This is a genomic window from Microbacterium rhizomatis (assembly GCF_008710745.1).
GTDB lineage: Bacteria > Actinomycetota > Actinomycetes > Actinomycetales > Microbacteriaceae > Microbacterium > Microbacterium rhizomatis.
The window spans coordinates 898618-917572 of the sequence record NZ_VYSA01000001.1 but is presented as its reverse complement, the minus strand read 5'-3'; the positions used below and the strand labels follow the sequence as shown (position 1 = coordinate 917572).

At 69.1% G+C, this 18955-nt stretch carries 18 protein-coding genes; 12 read left to right on the top strand and 6 right to left on the bottom strand.

The window, feature by feature from the left end; translation table 11 throughout:
• Positions 1-8: 8 nt before the first annotated feature.
• The 3 genes from F6B43_RS04400 to F6B43_RS04390 all read right to left on the bottom strand — a co-directional run bounded on the left by F6B43_RS04400 (position 9) and on the right by F6B43_RS04390 (position 4227).
• Positions 9-2441, bottom strand: a complete 2433-nt coding sequence (locus tag F6B43_RS04400; protein WP_150447653.1) for a glycoside hydrolase family 2 TIM barrel-domain containing protein — start codon at positions 2439-2441, stop codon at positions 9-11.
• A gap of 99 nt (positions 2442-2540) precedes the next feature.
• On the bottom strand, positions 2541-3164 hold the full coding sequence (locus F6B43_RS04395; RefSeq protein WP_150447652.1) for a TetR/AcrR family transcriptional regulator: 624 nt from the start codon (positions 3162-3164) through the stop codon (positions 2541-2543).
• Between the two features lie 10 nt (positions 3165-3174).
• A complete protein-coding gene (locus F6B43_RS04390) occupies positions 3175-4227 on the bottom strand; it encodes an FUSC family protein (RefSeq protein ID WP_150447651.1) in 1053 nt (350 codons plus the stop codon).
• Between the two features lie 103 nt (positions 4228-4330).
• Between F6B43_RS04390 and F6B43_RS04385 the strand changes: the two genes are divergently transcribed.
• The 5 genes from F6B43_RS04385 (at position 4331) to F6B43_RS04365 (ending at position 8990) form a co-directional block, all read left to right on the top strand.
• Positions 4331-5104: an isocitrate lyase/PEP mutase family protein gene (locus F6B43_RS04385; protein ID WP_150447650.1), complete on the top strand. Its 774-nt coding sequence runs from the start codon at positions 4331-4333 to the stop codon at positions 5102-5104.
• A 45-nt stretch (positions 5105-5149) separates the two neighbouring features.
• The gene (locus F6B43_RS04380; RefSeq protein ID WP_150447649.1) at positions 5150-6151 is read left to right on the top strand and encodes a cation diffusion facilitator family transporter; all 1002 of its coding nucleotides are present in this window, start codon (positions 5150-5152) and stop codon (positions 6149-6151) included.
• A 70-nt stretch (positions 6152-6221) separates the two neighbouring features.
• The gene (locus tag F6B43_RS04375) at positions 6222-7970 is read left to right on the top strand and encodes a long-chain-fatty-acid--CoA ligase (RefSeq protein ID WP_246159791.1); all 1749 of its coding nucleotides are present in this window, start codon (positions 6222-6224) and stop codon (positions 7968-7970) included.
• Between the two features lie 4 nt (positions 7971-7974).
• Entirely contained in the window at positions 7975-8622 is a 648-nt protein-coding gene (locus tag F6B43_RS04370) for an SDR family oxidoreductase (protein ID WP_150447648.1), read from the top strand.
• Positions 8623-8636: 14 nt separating this feature from the next.
• A complete protein-coding gene (locus F6B43_RS04365; RefSeq protein WP_150447647.1) occupies positions 8637-8990 on the top strand; it encodes a TraR/DksA family transcriptional regulator in 354 nt (117 codons plus the stop codon).
• Positions 8991-9012: 22 nt separating this feature from the next.
• Here the strand turns inward: F6B43_RS04365 and F6B43_RS04360 are convergent, their stop codons facing one another.
• Positions 9013-9420, bottom strand: coding sequence for a nitroreductase/quinone reductase family protein (locus tag F6B43_RS04360; protein WP_150447646.1), 408 nt, complete (start codon positions 9418-9420; stop codon positions 9013-9015).
• A 68-nt stretch (positions 9421-9488) separates the two neighbouring features.
• Here F6B43_RS04360 and F6B43_RS04355 point away from each other — a divergent pair, with 68 nt between their 5' ends.
• Complete coding sequence (locus tag F6B43_RS04355; RefSeq protein ID WP_150447645.1) at positions 9489-10538, top strand: zinc-dependent alcohol dehydrogenase family protein; 1050 nt, start codon at positions 9489-9491, stop codon at positions 10536-10538.
• 105 nt (positions 10539-10643) lie between these two features.
• Here the strand turns inward: F6B43_RS04355 and F6B43_RS04350 are convergent, their stop codons facing one another.
• On the bottom strand, positions 10644-12176 hold the full coding sequence (locus F6B43_RS04350; protein WP_150447644.1) for a carboxylesterase/lipase family protein: 1533 nt from the start codon (positions 12174-12176) through the stop codon (positions 10644-10646).
• A gap of 241 nt (positions 12177-12417) precedes the next feature.
• Between F6B43_RS04350 and rpsA the strand changes: the two genes are divergently transcribed.
• The 5 genes from rpsA to uvrB all read left to right on the top strand — a co-directional run bounded on the left by rpsA (position 12418) and on the right by uvrB (position 18157).
• Positions 12418-13881 (top strand): 30S ribosomal protein S1, encoded by a 1464-nt coding sequence (gene rpsA / locus F6B43_RS04345; protein ID WP_150447643.1) that lies wholly within the window; start codon positions 12418-12420, stop codon positions 13879-13881.
• A 110-nt stretch (positions 13882-13991) separates the two neighbouring features.
• Positions 13992-14558: a GIY-YIG nuclease family protein gene (locus F6B43_RS04340; protein WP_246159790.1), complete on the top strand. Its 567-nt coding sequence runs from the start codon at positions 13992-13994 to the stop codon at positions 14556-14558.
• A 96-nt stretch (positions 14559-14654) separates the two neighbouring features.
• Entirely contained in the window at positions 14655-15266 is a 612-nt protein-coding gene (locus F6B43_RS04335) for a hypothetical protein (protein ID WP_150447642.1), read from the top strand.
• Between the two features lie 128 nt (positions 15267-15394).
• Entirely contained in the window at positions 15395-16015 is a 621-nt protein-coding gene (gene coaE / locus F6B43_RS04330) for a dephospho-CoA kinase (protein WP_150447641.1), read from the top strand.
• A gap of 63 nt (positions 16016-16078) precedes the next feature.
• Positions 16079-18157: an excinuclease ABC subunit UvrB gene (uvrB, locus tag F6B43_RS04325; protein WP_150447640.1), complete on the top strand. Its 2079-nt coding sequence runs from the start codon at positions 16079-16081 to the stop codon at positions 18155-18157.
• 21 nt (positions 18158-18178) lie between these two features.
• On the opposite strand, the gene F6B43_RS04320 is transcribed toward uvrB, so the two are convergent.
• Positions 18179-18421, bottom strand: coding sequence for a hypothetical protein (locus tag F6B43_RS04320; RefSeq protein ID WP_150447639.1), 243 nt, complete (start codon positions 18419-18421; stop codon positions 18179-18181).
• 42 nt (positions 18422-18463) lie between these two features.
• On the opposite strand from F6B43_RS04320, the gene F6B43_RS04315 reads away from it, so the two are divergent.
• The gene (locus F6B43_RS04315; RefSeq protein ID WP_150447638.1) at positions 18464-18934 is read left to right on the top strand and encodes a MarR family winged helix-turn-helix transcriptional regulator; all 471 of its coding nucleotides are present in this window, start codon (positions 18464-18466) and stop codon (positions 18932-18934) included.
• Positions 18935-18955: the final 21 nt, after the last annotated feature.

Sequence of the window (18955 nt, the reverse complement as noted above, 5' to 3'; positions counted from 1 at the left end):
ATCGTTCCTCAGCCCCGAACCGCCCGTACGACAACGGTCCGCGACCCGAGTCCCTGTGCGCTCGCCGTGACCGTGATGTCGCCGGGGCCGGTCGGCCGCACGATCGCCTGCGCGCGGCCGTCGAACGTGCGTGTGCGCGACCCGAGGTACGACAGCGTGGTCCGCGGGTCGGAGCTTCCCAGGCCGATGAGCTCCCCGGGGCCGTCAGCGGTGACCTCGACCTCACGATCGTCGCCCTGCCACTCCACGCCGTCGGCATCGGTCAGGGTGATCGTCAGGAACGCCAGGTCGTCGAACGCCGCCCGGATCTGCGCACGCTCGGCGGAGAGGCGCAGCTCGATGTCACCCGAGGCCGAGCGCAGCACGTCCCGCCCGGACTCGACACCGTCGGCGACGGCGACGGCGACGAGCTCGCCGGGCGTGAACGGCACCTCGAAGATCGCTCGATAGCCGTTGTCGCGCCCTGCGCCGGCCGAGCCCACCACGGCTCCGTTGAGGAGCAGGTCGACCCGCTCGGCATCGCTGTAGACCTCGACCGTCACGGGAGTGCCGGGGGCGACCGTCCACGACCACGATGCGATGCTGTCGGACCACGACCACGGACCCGAGGCGGGCTTCAGGCCGTCGGTGCGCGGGCGTCGGACGGCGATGTACGGGCGATCGCGCAGACCGTAGACGACCTCGCGGAAATAGGACGCAGGACGGCGTGACCCGGTGATGTCGATGTCACCGCACCACGCGAGCTGCCACGGGAAGGGTCCCGAAGTGCCGGCGAAGGCGCCCCCGGTCTCGGTGTAGTCGACGCGGCCGATGCCGGCCTCACCCAGGTAGTCCCACCCGGTCCAGGTGAACTCGCCGATCACGTGGTCGTTCTCCAGAATGAGAGGCCACGCGCGGTCGAGACGGGTCGCGAAGGTCTCGGTGCCGATGATGATCCGGTTCGGGAAGGCCGCTGCGTCGGACACGTAGCGGCTGTCGCCGTAGTTGAGCCCGGCCGCATCGACGGCGGCGAAGCTCTCTTCGGTGCGCTGGGTCACGAGATCCGACCCCACGATCGCCGTCATCATCTCGCCGGGATCGGCTGCCATCGCATCGTTGATGTCGTTCGGCGCGGCATCCGCCCCGCCCATCGGAGGAAGCTCCTTGATGACCGAGACGAGGCCGTTGATGCTGTTCGTCGTGAACCGGGTGGGGTCCAGGACGCGCACCTTGTCGGCGAGGAGCCTGCCGAGCCTCGACCCGTGCGGACGCCCCGTCTCGGGGATCTCGTTGCCGAGGGAGTAGAACACGACCGAGGGGTGGTTGAAGTCTTTCGCCACCATCGACTCGATGTCGCGCTCCCACCACTCCGGGAACGACAGCGCGTAGTCGAACGGCGACTTGGACTCGGCCCACATGTCGAAGGACTCGTCCATCACGAGCATCCCGATCCGGTCGCATGCCGCGAGCGTCTCCGGGCTCAGCGGGTTGTGCGCGCTGCGGATGGCGTTGAAGCCCGCATCCTTCAGGATGCGGATCCGGCGCTCCTCCGCGTACCCGATCGCTCGCGCTCCCAGGATGCCGTTGTCGTGGTGGATGCACGCGCCGCGCAGCTTGACGGTCTCGCCGTTGATGCGCAGGCCGTGGTGCGGATCGAGCTGCAGGGAGCGGATGCCGAAGGTCGCGGCATCCGTGTCTCCGTCGTCGCCTGCGTCCAACGTCAACTCCGCGCGATACAGCGCGGGGCTCTCGAGGCTCCAACGCTCGGGCGACGCGACCCAGAGGCGCTCCCGCGCGACACCCGACTCGCCGGCCAGGAGGGTGATCGGGGTGCGTCCACCGCCGACCACCGAGCCATCGGGCCCGCGCAGTGTCACGACCGCCACGAGCGTCAGCGTGCGCAGGCTGTCGTTGACCACCGTGGTCTCGACCTGGACGAGCGCGCCGGCGTCGTCGACGTCGGGTGTCGACACCCGGATGCCGTCGAGCGCCACGTGTACGGGCGGCCCGGTGAGGAGCGAAACTCCACGGTGGATCCCGAGTCCGGAATACCAGCGCGAATCGCGATGCGCCCGACTCTCGACGCGGATGGTGTTCGGAGCGTCGAACCGGAGGAACGGATCGAGGCGCACGGCGAATCGCGCGTAGCCGTTCGGCCGCTGTGCGGCGAACTCGTCGTTCACATAGACCATCGCATCGCGGTACACGCCATCGAACACCAGCGTGTGAACGAGATCGGCCTCGCTCGCGTCGACCTCGAGGGTGCGCGTGTACTGGACAGCACCTCCCGGGAAGTAGCCGCTGTGCTCTCCCGAGGGTGCATCGGCGCTGCGCTCGTATCCGATCATCGCGTCGTGAGGGAGAGTGACGGCCTGCGCGGGCGCGGCGTCTGCCCCCAGGCCGTCGAAGAGTCCGCGCTTCGGGGAGACGGACCAGCCGGTGAGGAAGGGGGTGGATCGCATGCGTGCGCCTCTGCTCGGCGGATGAGTGGAGATGAAAGTCCAATGAACATTGGACTTTCGTAGGAGCCACTCTATGCGTCGCTCGGAGCCGCCCGCAACTCAGAGCTCGACGGTGGTGATCACGCGCAGATGCGCGCGGAGTGCGTCCGTCACCCGCACGGTCGCGGGGTCGATCAGCCAATGGATCTGGATGCCGTCCCAGAGCGCGAACGTCGAGGTCGCGGCGTAGTCGGGATCGACGCCCGGTGCGAGCAGGCCGCCGTCGGCCATCCTCCGGAATCCGATGCGGAACGCCGCACGGGTCTCTTCGGTGCGGCGGCGGAAGTAGTCATCGCCGGGGTGATCTGTCGTCGTGGACTCGGCCGAGAGCACGGCGTAGAGCGAGATCAGCCCCGGCGTAGCGCCATTGCGCTCGGCGAGAGCGAGAAACGCCCCGGGGATCTCTTCCGGCGAGAGGTCGTCGACGACGGCGAAGCTGTGTGCATCGCGGGTCTGCTTGTCTTCCAGGACGGCGAGAAGCAGGTTCTCCTTCGAGCCGAAATGATGGAGGATCGTCGACGGATCGATGCCGATCCGCGCCCCGATGTCTTTGAGGGACCCGCCTCGGAACCCGGCGGTCGCGAAGACGTCGAATGCCGCGTCGATGATCTCGCGCCGCCGCGCATCGGACTTGCGGTACGGACCGCGGCGTCTTGTCGGTCCGACCGACTCGTTCTCGGGCATCGAGTTCCTTTCAGGCCGTCTCGCGGAGCGCGCGGTGGATGCGATGCAGATCCTCCAGCAGCGACCCGATGAGGATCCAGTGGTCCGCCGACGGCGCCACGACCGACAGAGGGCTCGTCAACGCCGGCTCGAGATCCTCGGTGCCGGCGGCTTCGCCCGGCGCGCCTCCCACCTCGAGCCGCACGTCGTGCGCGGCCCGGTGCAGCTGCTCGCCGATCGCCCGCACTGCGGGCTCGGCGGCGATCGAGCTGTCATAGTGATCGCAGAAGGCTCGCGTCATCCCGATCACCTGCGTCACGACCGGGCTGAACCGGTCGAGACTTCGCTCGAGCTCCGCGAGCTCCTGCCGGTGGCGCCCGGCCCGCGGATTGAGCGTGAGTGATTCGCGACCCGCGTTGATCGCCGCCTCCGCGGAATCCCGCATCGGACGCATGAGTCGCGCCGAGACCAGGAGTTCGGTGAGATGCTCGGGCGACTGCGGCCGTTCGAAGGCGTCGGCGAGTCTGTCGAGCGTCGCGGCGAGCTCGTTTCCGAGCGCATCCACCGCCCGGTGCGCCGGTGCGACCGACACCGGGGGGACGATGAGGACGTTCACGACGATGCCGATGAGGGCGCCGATGATCGTCTCGACGACACGGTCCAGCGCGTAGTTGGGTGTTGCGGCCCCGAGGGCGAGCACGAGGATCGCGCTGATCGCGACTTGATTGCCGGTGCCGGGGGTCATCTTCAGCGCCCAGGCGATCACGAGGCCGACCGCGACGGCGACGAGCACCACCCAGGTGCTCTGCCCGAAGAAGAGTGCCAGCCCCGTGGCGATCACGACTCCCGCGATCACTCCCACACTGCGCTCGAGCGCCTTGCCGAGCGATTGGTTCAGACTCGGCTGCACCACGAGGAGCGCCGCGATGGCCGCGAAGACCGGCAGGGGGCCGGGAATGAGCCATCCCGCGATCAGCCACGCGGCGATCGTGGCGATCGCGGACTTGGCGACCTGCAGAACCGGAGCCCGCTTCGCGGTGCCGAGGGAGGTGCGCACCGAGGTGCGCACGGATGACAGGGACATGGGCTCCACGGTAGTCGCGGCATCCGCCGTCGCATCGGCGCCGCGTGGCTTCGGAGCATTGTCCGGTGACCCCGGCGGCGCCCTGCGCCGCTAGCGTGTTTCCATGACCACTCAGCTCGAAAAGGCACAGTCCCTGTCCGCCCTCCACGCTGCTCCGGAGATCCTCCGGGTCGTCAACGTGTGGGATGTCATCTCGGCGTCCGCCGTCGCCGCCCTGCCCGAGACGAAGGCGCTCGCGACCGCCGGCCACTCGATCGCCGCCTCCTACGGATACAAGGACGGCACGATTCCGCTGGACGTGTCGCTCGGCATGATCAGCCGGATCGTCGACTCGACGGATCTGCCCGTGACCTCCGACCTCGACGACGGCTATGACGAGCCGGGCGACACCGTGCGCCGCGCGATCCAGGTCGGCGTCGTCGGTGCCAACATCGAAGACCGCCTGCGCCCGCTCGACGAGTCGGTGGCGCGGGTCGAGGCCGTCATCCGCGCCGGCGAGCTCGAGGGCATTCCCTTCGTCCTGAACGCGCGCACCGACGCGTTCGTTCGCGCGGGGGATCGCCCGCTGGACGCATCCATCGCCGATGCGATCGAGCGCGGCCGTGCCTACCTCGATGCGGGGGCGAGCCTCGTGTTCGTACCAGGAATTCTCGACGCCGATGTCACCCGTCGCCTCGTCGACGGCATCGGCCACGGGAAGATCAGCGTCATCGGACTCCCTGGAGCGCTCACCGCCGCCGAGTACGAAGCCCTGGGCGTCGCCCGCATCTCGTACGGCCCCATGCCGCAGCGTGTCGCGCTGACCGCGCTGCAGGATCTGGCGATCGATCTGTACAGCGACGGCGGGATCCCCGCGTCCACACGCGCTCTGAACTGATCCCGCGCCCGTCCAGGAACCCCGCCGCCGAGGAGGCTGAGGCCCATGAGGTCGAACCGATCGGCGACCGTCCTCGCCGGCGGGGGACCCGGTACGGGTGCCGGGAGCGATTCGGGCACCGATCAGCCGGAGTCGGTGCGGACGGTGCTGATAGCGCTCGCCGCGAATCTGCTGATCGCGATTGCCAAGACGATCGCGGCCGGCCTCACGGGCGCCGCATCGATGGTCGCCGAGGCCGCCCACTCGTGGGCCGATGCGGGCAACGAGGTGTTCCTGTTCATCGCAGGGCGCCGATCGGTGAAGCCGGCCGATCCGCAGCATCCCGTGGGATATGGGCGGGATGCTTACGTGTGGTCGCTGTTCGCGGCGTTCGGGCTCTTCGCCGTCGGCGCCGTCGTGTCGGTGATGCACGGCGTGCAGGAGCTCATCGATCCCGAGCCCGCGCAGTACTTCGGCATCTCCTACATCGTGCTCGGCATCGCATTCGTGCTCGAAAGCGTCTCGTTCGTTCAAGCATTCCGCCAGGCGCGGCGGACGGCGGCATCGGCCGACGATCATCTGCTCGAGCACGTCGTGGGCACGTCGGACCCGACCCTGCGGGCGGTGTTCTTCGAAGACGCCGCCGCGCTCATCGGCCTCGTGATCGCGTTCGTCGGCATCTTCCTGCACCAGGTCACCGGGTCGCCGGTGCCCGATGCGATCGGCTCCATCCTCGTCGGGCTGCTTCTGGCCGCGGTGGCGATCGTGCTGATCCAGCAGAACCGCCGGTTCCTCGTCGGGGAGACGGTCGACCCGCGCGTGCGCACCGCGGTGCTGACCACGCTGCTCGCCCATGACGAGATCACCGGGGTGAGCTACCTGCACATCGAATTCGTCGGGCCGGGAAAGGTGTTCCTCGTCGCGGCGGTGGATCTGACGGGGGATGCCGTCGAGCACACCGTCGCGGCACGCCTGAACGCGCTCGAGGACCAGCTCGAGACCCACCCGCGCGTCGCGCGAGCGGTGCTGACCCTCACTCGACCGGGGGCTGCTCTGCTTTCGCCGTGATCCCGGTCTGGCCCTGCCGCGATCTCGGACGCCTACGCTGGAGTGGTATCGGACGGGTCGGGAGGCTCTTGTGGACCAGCCGCTGAACGACCATGACGATCGACCGCCCCGTCCGTGGCTGAGTGCGTACGCCGAAGGCGTCGCCGCCGACATCGACGAGGTCACCGAGACCCTCACCGACATGCTCGACGCAGCGGTCTCCCGATTCGGGCGCCGGGTCGCCCTCGAGTTCTTCGGCGCCGAGACCACGTACGACGACCTCGGTGCTCAGGTCGAGCGCGCCGCAGAAGGGCTCCGCCGGCTCGGCGTCGCCCGCACAGATCGCGTCGCGATCGTGCTGCCGAACTGTCCGCAGCACGTCGTCGCGTTCTACGCGGCGCTCCGGCTCGGCGCCGTCGTGGTGGAGCACAACCCGCTCTACACGGCGCGCGAGCTGCGCCACCAGTTCGAGGACCACGGTGCGACCGTCGCGATCGTCTGGGACAAGGTCGCCGACCTCGTCGCCGAGATGCCCCGTGATGCACGACCGGCCCAGATCGTCTCCGTGGACGTCACGCGCGCGCTCCCGTTCGCCACGCGGGCCGCTCTCCGGCTCCCGCTGGCCAAGGCGCGCGCCTCGCGCGCGGCGCTCACCACGCGGCCGACGGCGAAGCACCTCGTGGCGTGGGAGCACATCGTCGGCGGGAAGAAGCTGTCGAAGCGGATGCCGCGCCCCGCCCTCGACGACACGGCACTGCTGCAGTACACCAGCGGCACCACCGGCGCCCCCAAGGGCGCGATCCTCACCCATCGGAATCTCCGTGCCAACGCGGCGCAGGGGCGCGCATGGGTCCCGGGCCTGCACGAGGGGGAAGAGATCTTCTACGGCGTGCTGCCGCTCTTCCACGCGTACGGCATGACCCTGTGCCTCACCTTCGCGATGAGCATCGGCGCTCGCCTCGTGCTCTTCCCGAAGTTCGACATCGACCTCGTCCTCGCGGCGGCCAGGAAGTCGCCGCCCACGTTCCTTCCGGCCGTGCCGCCCATTTACGACGCCCTCGCGCGCGCCACGGGGCGCAAAGGCGTCGACCTGACCAGCATCCGGTTCGCGATCTCGGGGGCGATGAGCCTCCCCGTCCAGACCGTCGCCCGCTGGGAGGAGGTCACCGGGGGGCTCCTCGTCGAGGGCTACGGGATGACGGAGACCTCGCCCGTTGCCCTCGGAAACCCCATCGGGCCCTCACGCCGACCGGGCACCGTGGGTGTGCCCTTTCCGAGCACCGATATCCGCGTCGTCGACCCCGGGCATCCCGAGACCGATGTGGAACAGGGGCAACCGGGCGAGTTGCTCATCCGCGGACCGCAGGTCTTCCAGGGCTATTGGAAGCGCCCCGACGAGACCCGCGCAGTGCTCCTGGAGGGCGGATGGCTGCGCACGGGCGACATCGTCACGGTGTCTCCCGACGGTTTCGTGACGATCGTGGATCGCATCAAGGAGCTGATCATCACGGGTGGATTCAACGTCAGCCCGTCCGAAGTCGAAGAGACCCTGCTCGGGCACCCCGATGTCGAAGCAGCCGCCGTGGTGGGCCTTCCGCGCAGCTCGGGCGGCGAGGACGTCACGGCCGCAGTCGTGCTGCGCTCCGGCGCGCAGTTCGACCCGGGAGCGCTGCGCGACTATTGCCGGAAGCACCTCACCGCGTACAAGGTCCCCAAGCGGGTCGTGCAGGTCGAGGAGCTTCCGCGCTCGCTGATCGGCAAGGTGCTCCGCAAGACGGTGCGAGACGAACTCACCTCTGCTGCCGCCGAACGGGCAGCGTCGGAAACGAAGGAAGGCTGACCTCATGGCACGCATCATCATCATCGGCGGGCACGGAAAAGTGGCGCTCCTGCTCGCCCCCCTCCTCGTGGCGCGGGGCGACGAGGTCACCTCGGTCGTGCGCAATCCCGAGCACGCCGACGACATCTCGGCGACGGGTGCCGCTGTCGCGGTGGCCGACGTCGAACGGCTCGACGCCGACGGCATCGCCGACGTGATCGCGGGCCACGACGCGGTCGTCTGGTCAGCCGGCGCGGGTGGCGGCAGCCCCGCGCGGACGTACGCGGTCGACCGTGACGCGGCGATCCGCACGATGGATGCGGCCGGAAGTGCGGGCGTCGGACGCTTCGTGATGGTGTCGTACTTCGGCGCTCGCCCCGATCACGGCGTCCCGCAGGAGAATTCGTTCTTCGCCTATGCGGAGGCGAAGGCGGCAGCCGACGAGCATCTTCGCGCGAGCGGTCTGGAATGGACGATCCTCGGCCCGAGCGGGCTCACGCTCGACCCGCCGACCGGCCGCATCGACGTCGACGCATCCGAGTCCACGACCGTTCCGCGCGCCGATGTCGCGGCGGTCATCGCGGCCACGCTGGCCGATCCGTCCACGGTGGGACGCAGCATCCGATTCAACTCCGGCGACGTGCCGATCGCCGAGGCGATCGCGCGCCGCTGAGGGTCGGCCGAACGATGGAACGCGGGCGCTACGGCGAGTTCGCCACGCTGCTGGCGCAGCGCCGGATCGAGCTCGAAGCGGCTCTTGCGGCCGGCGATCGGCGCGTTGAGGCGATTCGCTCGGCCCGATCGGACACACCTGCCGACGACGAGCACGACCCGGAGGGCTCGACGCTGTCGGGGGAGTGGTCGGCGGCGATCGGGCTGCGCGATGCGGCCGGTCAGGAGCTCGCGCAGATCGCTCTCGCTGAGGCGCGTCTGGATGGCGGAACCTACGGTGTCTGCGAGATCTGCGGATCCGAGATCCCGCTCGAGCGGCTGCGGGCGCGACCTGCTGCCGCGCGCTGCGTACGGTGCGCCTCGCCGTGAGTCGACGGCGCTCGACGAGCGTTCAGGCGGAGCGCACCAGGTGGAACACCGCGATCGTGCGCCCCGCGCTTTCCTCATAGGTCGAGAAGGACGGACTCGCCGAAAGGAAGCGCGCCCAGGCCCTGTCGCGTTCGGACCCGTCCAGTTCCTCAGCGACCGCATCGACGGTCCCAGTGCCCGTCTCGACCGCGGCACGCGGGGTGACGCGGAGGTTATGGGCCCAGCCGGGCTCCTCGGGAGCACCGCCCTTGGAAGCGGCGACCAGCCAGCCGTTCTCGGTGGGCAGGCCCATCAGGGGGCTCACCCGGTCGGCACCGGTCTTCGCGCCCGTGGTGTGCAGCAGGACCAGGCGGTCGCCGAAACCCGCCGTCGTGACGTGCCCGCCGTGGGCGCGGAACTCCTCGATGATTCTGCTGTTGAAGTCGCTCATGCCGTCCAGCCTAGGAGTCGATCGTGACGTCGGGGCGAGCACGGGGCGGTCGCGTTTAGGCTCTACCCATGCTTGCCACCCTCATCCACGCCGCCCGCGACATCCGCGTCGAAGAAGTCCCCGACCCCGCGCTCTCGACCGGAGGCGACGCGATCGTGCGCGTCGTCGCGGCATGCGTGTGCGGGTCCGATCTGTGGTCCTATCGCGGCATCACGCCGACGGATGAGCCCCAGCGGATCGGCCACGAGTTCGTCGGCATCGTCGAGGCTGTCGGCTCGGAGGTGGAGAACGTGCAAGCGGGCGACTTCGTCATCGCGCCGTTCTATGTGTGCGACGGCACGTGTGCGAACTGCCGGAACGGGGTGAGCACGTCGTGTCTGAACGGCGGGTGGTGGGGAACGGACGACCGGGTCGGCGGATTCGCCGACGGCGGACAGGGCGAGCGGGTGCGCGTGCCCCTTGCCGACGGCACGCTGGTGGTCGTGCCGGGTCCCGTGGCCGATGACGAGATCCCGGGCCTCCTCACCCTCAGCGACGTCATGGGGACGGGGCACCACGCGGCGGTCTCGGCCGGCGTGTCGCCGGGTGAAGCGGTCGCGGTGGTCGGCGACGGCGCCGTGGGGCTGTGCGCGATCATCGCAGCCAAGCGGCTCGGCGCGACGACGATCATCGCGATGTCGCGGCATCCGCAGCGCCAGGCCCTCGCGCGCGCGTTCGGGGCGACACACATCGTCGAGGAGCGCGGCGATGCCGGGGTCGAGGCCGTTCGCGCGCTCACAGGCGGGATCGGAGCCGATCGCGTGCTCGAGTGCGTCGGCACGAAGGAGTCGATGGACCAGGCACTGCGCTCGACGCGACCGGGCGGGATGGTGGGCTACGTCGGCGTGCCCAACGGTGGTCCTGTGCTGCCCATTCAACGCATGTTCGGCCGCAACGTCGGCGTGAACGGCGGTGTCGCTCCGGTGCGCGGGTACATCGAAGAGCTTCTGCCCGACGTGCGTTCGGGGGCGATCAAGCCGGGGCTCGTCTTCGACCTCGAACTCCCGTTGAGCGAGGCCGCGGAGGCGTACGCGGCGATGGACGAACGCCGCGCCACGAAAGTGCTGCTGCGGCCCTAGCGTCCGCACGGTGCAGGAAGACGCACGAGGACAGGAGGGTTCGGCCTTCTATCGTCCTGTGTCGGTGATTTCTCCTGTGCTCGTGCGTCGAACGTGACGCGGACCTCAAGGGAACGCGAGCACCGTGTCGCCCCACCCCGCGCGGAGAGGCGCGTCGAGGTCGGCGACGATGCGGTCGTCGGCGTCGATCACGAGGGTTTCGCGCGTGTGAGCGTCGTAGGGCGTCCAGGCGACGGCATCCGGTGCGTCCGGCGACCCGCCGCGGGCGAATGCCGTCCATCGCGCACGCACACGGCCCGAGATCCGCTCCGCGGTGCGGCGTCCGCCGAGGAGGAACGTCGGATCCTTCCGGCCGGTGGGCAGGTTTCCCCAGACGTAGGCCAGTTCGGCACCGTGCGTCGCGCCGAGCCCGATCGCCTGGAGCGCGCGCGTGGCGTGGTCGAATCGATAGAGCCAGACCGGTGCGACAGCCGCATGTCCTTCTGCGATCCAGATCGTGGGCAGGCGGAACGCGATGTCGCGGGCGATCCCGAGCCCGAGCATCTTCTGGCGGACGCCCTCGTAGCTCGCGAGCACGGCCTCTCGCGATGGCAGTTCCACAGTGGGGTTCTCGACCTGCATCGCCGCGAACATGCGCTCGATGTCGGGCCCCGTGATCGGCATGAGCGGGCTCTTCATGAAGCGGAAGAACGAGGCCTCGTCGTGATTGGTGCCGATGATCAGCGGCACGGGAAGGGCGCGCCCCTCCTTGAGCACGGTCGCCGGCGCCTCGGGCACCAGCGTTCCGTCGATGACGGGCGCGAAGGCGAGCGTGCCGGGCACTTCGGTCGGCACCGCGGCGAAGACCGCCATGGCGGCGCGCACGATCTCAGAAGCGGGCAGAGAACGAGCGGATGCGGCATCCCCGCCCACTTCGCGCAGGAACCGCTCCGCGACGCTGCGTGCGCGCGCTGGTCCGTACACGCTCGTGGCCGGAGAGGATTCGGCGATCGCGCGCGAGAACAGGCCCGCGGCGCTCGGAGTGGCCAGGAGCGTGGTGACCAGGCCGCCGCCCGCCGACTCCCCGAAGACCGTCACCTTCGAGGGGTCGCCGCCGAAGTCCTCGATGTTGTCCTTCACCCAGTGCAACGCCAGCAGGATGTCCTTCAGCGCGAGATTGCCGTCGAACTGCTGGTCAGTGGTGCTGAACGACGACAGGTCGAGGAACCCGAGGGCACCGATCCGATAGTTGACGGTGACGACGACCACGTCACCGGACTCCACGAGGGCGCCCCCGTCGTACAGCGGCTGGCTCGATGACCCGAAGGTGTACGCGCCGCCGTGCAGCCATACCATGACCGGCAGCGCGCGACCGGAAGCCCCCGCAGGGCGCCACACGTTCAAGAACAGGCAGTCCTCGTCCTGACGGGCGCCGGGGCCGAGCGTCAGGGCGGGGTTGATCTGCTGCGGAGCGACCCCACCGAAGGTTGTCGCGTCGATCGGCCCCACGACGGACGGAGCGGGCAGCGGATCACGCCACCGGCGCCCGCCGATGGGCGGGGCGGCGTAGCGGATGCCGCGGAACACGTCCACGGTGCCGAGTCCCGCGCCGATGAACTCTCCGGCAGCACACTGCACGTGGGGGGATGCGTCGGTCATTCTTCCTCGCTCGCGTCGTCGTGTCGGTCCCTGAGCAGGATGCAGGAACATTCCGGTCGTCCTGGCCGTTCTGGTACTCTAGAGCGTCACTCGTGTGGCTCTCTTGCCGCGCCCCGCTTGCCGGGACGAGAAGACATCGCACAATCAATCCACCCCGCTTCGGCCCGAAGCATCCGCTCGCCCTCGTGCGTGCGTGTGCGGCCGCAGCCCGACACCCAACCCAACAAGGACAACCCACTACATGACTACCGCAACGACCGCCCCGGCCACCAAGCAGGTCGCCATCAACGACATCGGATCTGCTGAGGACTTCCTGGCCGCGGTCGAACTGACCCTCAAGTTCTTCAACGACGGCGACCTCATCGAAGGAACCGTCGTGAAGATCGACCGCGACGAGGTGCTCCTCGACGTCGGGTACAAGACCGAGGGCGTCATCCCCTCGCGCGAGCTCTCCATCAAGCACGACGTCGACCCCAACGAGGTCGTCAAGGTCGGCGACGCCGTCGAGGCGCTCGTTCTCCAGAAGGAGGACAAAGAGGGCCGCCTCATCCTGTCCAAGAAGCGCGCGCAGTACGAGCGTGCCTGGGGTGACGTGGAGAAGATCAAGGAGACCGACGGTGTCGTCACCGGCTCCGTGATCGAGGTCGTCAAGGGCGGACTCATCGTCGACATCGGCCTCCGGGGCTTCCTGCCGGCGTCGCTCATCGAGCTGCGTCGCGTCCGCGACCTCACGCCGTACCTCGGCCAGGAGATCGAGGCCAAGATCCTCGAGCTCGACAAGAACCGCAACAACGTCGTGCTCTCGCGCCGCGCCCTGCTCGAGCAGACGCAGTCCGAGTCGCGCACCACGTTCCTCAACAACCTGCACAAGGGCCAGGTCCGCAAGGGCACGGTCAGCTCGATCGTCAACTTCGGTGCGTTCGTCGACCTGGGCGGCGTGGACGGCCTCGTGCACGTCTCCGAGCTCTCGTGGAAGCACATCGAGCACGCGTCCGAGGTCGTCGAGGTCGGCCAGGAGGTCACCGTCGAGATCCTCGAGGTCGACCTGGACCGCGAGCGCGTCTCGCTGTCGCTCAAGGCGACGCAGGAAGACCCGTGGCAGGTCTTCGCCCGGACGCATGCGATCGGCCAGGTCGCTCCGGGCAAGGTCACCAAGCTCGTTCCGTTCGGTGCGTTCGTGCGCGTCGCAGACGGCATCGAGGGTCTCGTGCACATCTCCGAGCTGTCGGGCAAGCACGTCGAGCTCGCTGAGCAGGTCGTGTCGGTCGGCGAAGAGGTCTTCGTCAAGATCATCGACATCGACCTCGAGCGTCGTCGCATCTCGCTGTCGCTCAAGCAGGCGAACGAGGCGATCGACCCGTTCGGCACCGAGTTCGACCCGGCGCTGTACGGCATGGTCACCGAGTACGACGAGAACGGCGAGTACAAGTACCCCGAGGGCTTCGACCCCGAGACCAACGCCTGGAAGGAAGGCTCGGACGAGGCCCGCGAGAAGTGGGAGCAGGAGTACGCCGCTGCCCAGGCTCGCTGGGAGCAGCACAAGGCTGCCGTTGCCAAGGCCCTCGAGGCCGAGGCGAACGCTCCGGCCGTCGAGTCGTCCTCGAGCTTCTCGTCCGACGTTTCGGCGTCGACGAGCGGTGGCGGCGGAACCCTCGCCGACGACGAGGCTCTCGCGGCGCTCCGCGAGAAGCTCTCGGGTCGCTGATCCGCTGAGATCCTGATAGCGCGTCGCTGACGTGACGCAGAGGGCCGGAACCTTCGGGTTCCGGCCCTTCGTCGTACCGTCATGTCCGACCCCTCGGCTACGTTCGCCTCGTGCCCCTCGATTCGTCGCGCTCATCGTGCATCGTCGGTGACGGATGCCTCGGCCCGGTGCCGCCCGATGCGCCGATCGCCCTCTGCGAGGGGCACCTGGCGCTGGCGGCCGAGTGGGCCGGGGCCACGGCGGGCGTGAGCGACGTGCTCCCCGCGCCGTGCCGGCTGTGCGGCTCACGGGCGGGCGTGCGGTATCCGTCCGGGTGGCTGTGCGCGGTCTGCGAGTGGCGCCACGGCGACATCGTCGACGGCGAGCTGCCGCCCCCGCGCATCGATGTCGTCTACTACCTCCGCTTCGCCGATCGCGTGAAGATCGGCACCACTGCCAACCCGCGTCAGCGGTTCGCGGCGATCCGTCACGATGAGCTGCTGGCCTTCGAGCGCGGAGACCGGCGCCAGGAGCATCGACGCCACCTGCAGTTCGGCGCCGAACGCTACGGCACCACCGAGTGGTTCCGGCTGACGGATTCCCTCCGCGCCCACATCGACCTCGTGCGGGACGGCACGGGAGACCCGTGGGAGCGGCATGCGCGCTGGGTGAGCGAGGCGCTCGCGCTCCGGGGCTGACGGCGCGATACGCGGGCGGCGAATGGATGCGGTGGTCCCAGCATCCTCTGAGCCTTCGGACATAGCGTGAGGAGTCCCCACGACGACGGAGGACACATGGGATTCTGGGACCGCCTGATGGGCAACGACGACGCCGCGCGTCAGGCTCCGACGCGAGCGACCGGCTACGACCGGCCCGCGCAGGCCGCCAATCAGCCGCCGCGCAGCGAGGACGAGATCGCCATCGAACGCTATCGGTACCTGCTGCGTACGGCGCCTCCCGAGACGATCGAGCAGGTCCACGCCGAGGCGTTCGCGAAGCTGACCGAGCCGCAGCGTCAGCAGGTGCTGGCCGATCTGTCGGCCGGCCTTTCCGCCGCCGAGCGCCCTGCTTCGACCGATCCGCAGTCGATGGCCCGCGCGGCGACGCGTGCAGAGTCGATGAACCCGGGATTCATGGAGCGCACGCTCGGCTCGGGCGGCGGCCGCCAGGGCCCCGGGTTCGGCGCGATGGTGGGCTCGTCCATCCTCGGGACGGTCGCCGGTTACGTGATCGGCTCCGCGCTCGTCAGCGCGTTCATGGAGCCCGCGTTCGCGTACGACGAGGGCTACGGCGACGGGTCGGCGGATGCCTCGGCCACCGACGCGGGTTCGGCCGACGCCGGCGGCGCTGACTGGGGCGGGGGAGATTTCGGCGGGGGAGATTTCGGCGGTTTCGACGGGTTCTGACCCGCGCACGTCGCCCACCCACCCCTCTCCCACCCAATCAGCCCTGTGCGAGCACGACACCGGGGAGCGGGTCGGCGGGAGCGGGGTGGTTGGGCGGAATCCAGGGCGGGACGTGGCATCCTCGAATCATGCCGCTCGTCGCACTCACCGGAGGAATCGCCTCGGGCAAGTCCACGATCGCCCGCCGTCTCGCCGAGCACGGCGCGACGATCGTCGACGCTGACGCGATCGTGCGCCACGTGCAGCGACCCGGATCACCCGTCCTCGACGCTCTCGCGGCCGAATTCGGTGCCGACATCATCGAATCCGACGGTGCCCTCAACCGTGCTGCGCTCGGCGCGCGGGTGTTCGGCGACTCCGACGCGATCACCCGGCTGAATGCGATCGTTCACCCCGCGGTACGCGTCGAATCGCAGCGACGGATCGGCGAGGCGCTGGCGACGGACCCCGACGGAGTGGTCGTCTACGACGTGCCGCTCCTCGTGGAGGCGCGCGCCGACGACCCGTGGGAGCTCATCGTCGTCGCTCACGCGCCCGCAGACGTCCGTGTGCGGCGTCTCGTCGACATCCGCGGCCTGACCGAGCCCGACGCCCGCGCCCGGATCGCCTCGCAGGTCTCCGACGAGGAGAGGCTGGCCATCGCCGACGCGGTGATCGACACGTCCGGTGACCTCGCAGACACGATCGCCCGGACCGACGAGCTCTGGGGCACGCTCGCCGAGCGCATCAGGACGCGCGCCGGTCGCTGACGGGGCCATCCGCGCTCGGCGAACGGCGGCCCCGATGTCGGAGGTCGCGCCTACGCTGGAGGGATGCAGGCAACGCGTTCGGTCCGTCCTTTCGAGGTCGTCAGCGAGTACGTTCCGAGCGGTGATCAACCGCAGGCGATCGCCGAGCTCGCGGCGCGCATCAACGCCGGTGAGACCGACGTCGTGCTCCTGGGCGCCACCGGCACGGGCAAGTCGGCGACCACCGCGTGGCTGGTCGAGCAGGTGCAGCGCCCCACGCTCGTGCTCGCTCACAACAAGACTCTCGCGGCGCAGCTCGCCAACGAGTTCCGCGAGCTCATGCCGAACAATGCGGTCGAGTACTTCGTCAGCTATTACGACTACTACCAGCCCGAGGCCTACGTACCCCAGACCGATACCTTCATCGAGAAGGACTCGTCGGTCAACGCGGAGGTCGAGCGGCTGCGCCACTCCACGACGAACTCGCTGCTCAGCCGCCGCGATGTCATCGTCGTGTCCACCGTCTCGTGCATCTACGGCCTCGGTGCGCCGGAAGAGTACATGCGGGCCATGGTCGCCCTGCAGGTGGGGGAGCGGTACGACCGCGACGCCCTCATCCGCAAGTTCATCTCGATGCAGTACAACCGCAACGACGTCGACTTTTCGCGCGGCAACTTCCGTGTGCGCGGCGACACGATCGAGATCATCCCCGTCTACGAAGAGTACGCGATCCGCGTCGAGCTCTTCGGCGACGAGATCGAAGCGCTGTACATGCTGCACCCGCTCACGGGTGATGTGGTCCAGAAGCTCGAGTCGGTGCCGATCTTCCCCGCATCGCACTATGTCGCCGGCACCGATACCGTGCAGCGCGCGATCGGCACGATCGAGACAGAGCTCGAAGCGCGCCTGAAAGAGCTCGAGTCGCAGAACAAGCTGCTGGAAGCCCAGCGCCTGCGCATGCGCACCACGTTCGATCTCGAGATGCTCCAGCAGCTCGGGTTCTGCTCCGGCATCGAGAACTACTCCCGCCATCTCGATGGGCGGCAGCCCGGCGAGGCTCCGCACTGCCTGCTCGACTTCTTCCCCGACGACTTCCTCGTCGTCATCGACGAGTCGCACGCTACCGTGCCGCAGATCGGTGCGATGTACGAGGGGGATGCCTCGCGCAAGCGCACGCTCGTCGAGCACGGCTTCCGGCTTCCGAGCGCCCTCGACAACCGGCCGCTCCGGTGGGACGAGTTCAAGGATCGGGTGGGTCAGACCGTCTACCTCTCGGCAACCCCCGGGCGGTACGAGATGGGCATCGCCGACGGCGTCGTCGAGCAGATCATCCGCCCGACGGGTCTGATCGATCCGCAGATCATCGTGAAGCCGTCGAAGGGCCAGATCGACGACCTGCTCGAGCAGATCCGCGTGCGCGTCGAGCGCGATGAGCGCATCCTCGTCACGACCCTCACGAAGAAGATGGCCGAAGAGCTCACCGACTTCCTCGGCGAGCACGGCGTGCGGGTGCGTTATCTGCACTCGGATGTCGACACCCTCCGCCGTGTCGAGCTGCTCACCGAGCTGCGCGCCGGGGTGTACGACGTCCTGGTGGGCATCAACCTCCTCCGCGAAGGCCTCGACCTGCCGGAGGTCTCTCTCGTCGCGATCCTCGACGCCGACAAAGAGGGGTTCCTCCGCAGCGGCACCTCGCTGATCCAGACGATCGGCCGCGCGGCACGCAACGTATCGGGCGAAGTGCACATGTACGCCGACAACATGACCGACTCGATGCGCAACGCGATCGAAGAGACCGACCGCCGCCGCGACAAGCAGATCGCGTACAACCTCGAGCACGGCGTCGATCCGCAGCCGTTGCGCAAGAAGATCGCCGACATCACCGAGGCGCTGGCCCGTGAGGGCGCCGACACCAAGGCGATGCTGTCACGCGGAGGCCGCGCGGGCGCGACGGGCAAAGGCAAGTCGCCGACCCCGGGCCTTCGCCGCACGGGCATCGCCGCAGACGGGGCGAATCAGCTCGAGGCGACCATTGCCGATCTGAGCGATCAGATGCTCGCCGCGGCGGGCGAGCTCAAGTTCGAGCTGGCCGCCCGACTCCGCGACGAAGTGCAGGATCTGAAGAAGGAGCTCAGGGCCATGGAGCGCGCCGGGCACGCCTGACCCACCCGCCGGCGAGCCGGCTCAGGGGCAGTGCATGAGCGGCTTCGGACCTGATCTGTCGAACGTGTGCAGTGACATCGGCCGACCGCACAGCGGGCATGCCCGCTCCGTGCGGTCGGGCTCGGGCGTCGTTTCGTACGGGCCGACCGACGCGGGCCCCGCGACGCGGATCAGCTTCTTGTTGAGGTACTCGTACCATCCGCCCGCCTCCCGCACGCGTTGACGGAGGGTCGAGCGCGGGGACGGGGCATCCGGGGTGGTCATACTAATTAGTGTACTAAGTAATAGGGCAGATAGGATCGACCGATGGACCGCGACGACCTGCTGAAGCTCGACAACCAGGTGTGCTTCGCCATCGTGACCGCCGCGCGCAACGTGGTGTCGATCTACCGTCCGATCCTCGATCCGCTCGGTCTCACGCATCCGCAGTACCTCGTCATGCTCGCGCTGTGGGAGAGGGCGCCGCGGTCCCTCGGCGACCTCGCCGCAGAACTGGCGATGGATCCGGCCACCCTCTCGCCGCTCGTCAAACGCCTCGAGGCGCAGGGCCGCGTCACGCGCGCGAGGCGCGCCGACGACGAGCGCATCCTCGACATCGACCTCACCGAGGAGGGGCATGCGCTGCGCGCTCGTGCGCTGGACGTGCCCGGTCAGGTGATGGCGCGTGTGGGGGTGGATGCCGAGCAGCTCGCCGCGCTCCGCGATGGTCTCGCGCCCTTCTCGGGCAGCGCTGGGGTCTCGGCTCGATCGGGGCGTCATCCGGCGCAGACCGGCTGAGCCGAGAGCGAACCCCGAGAC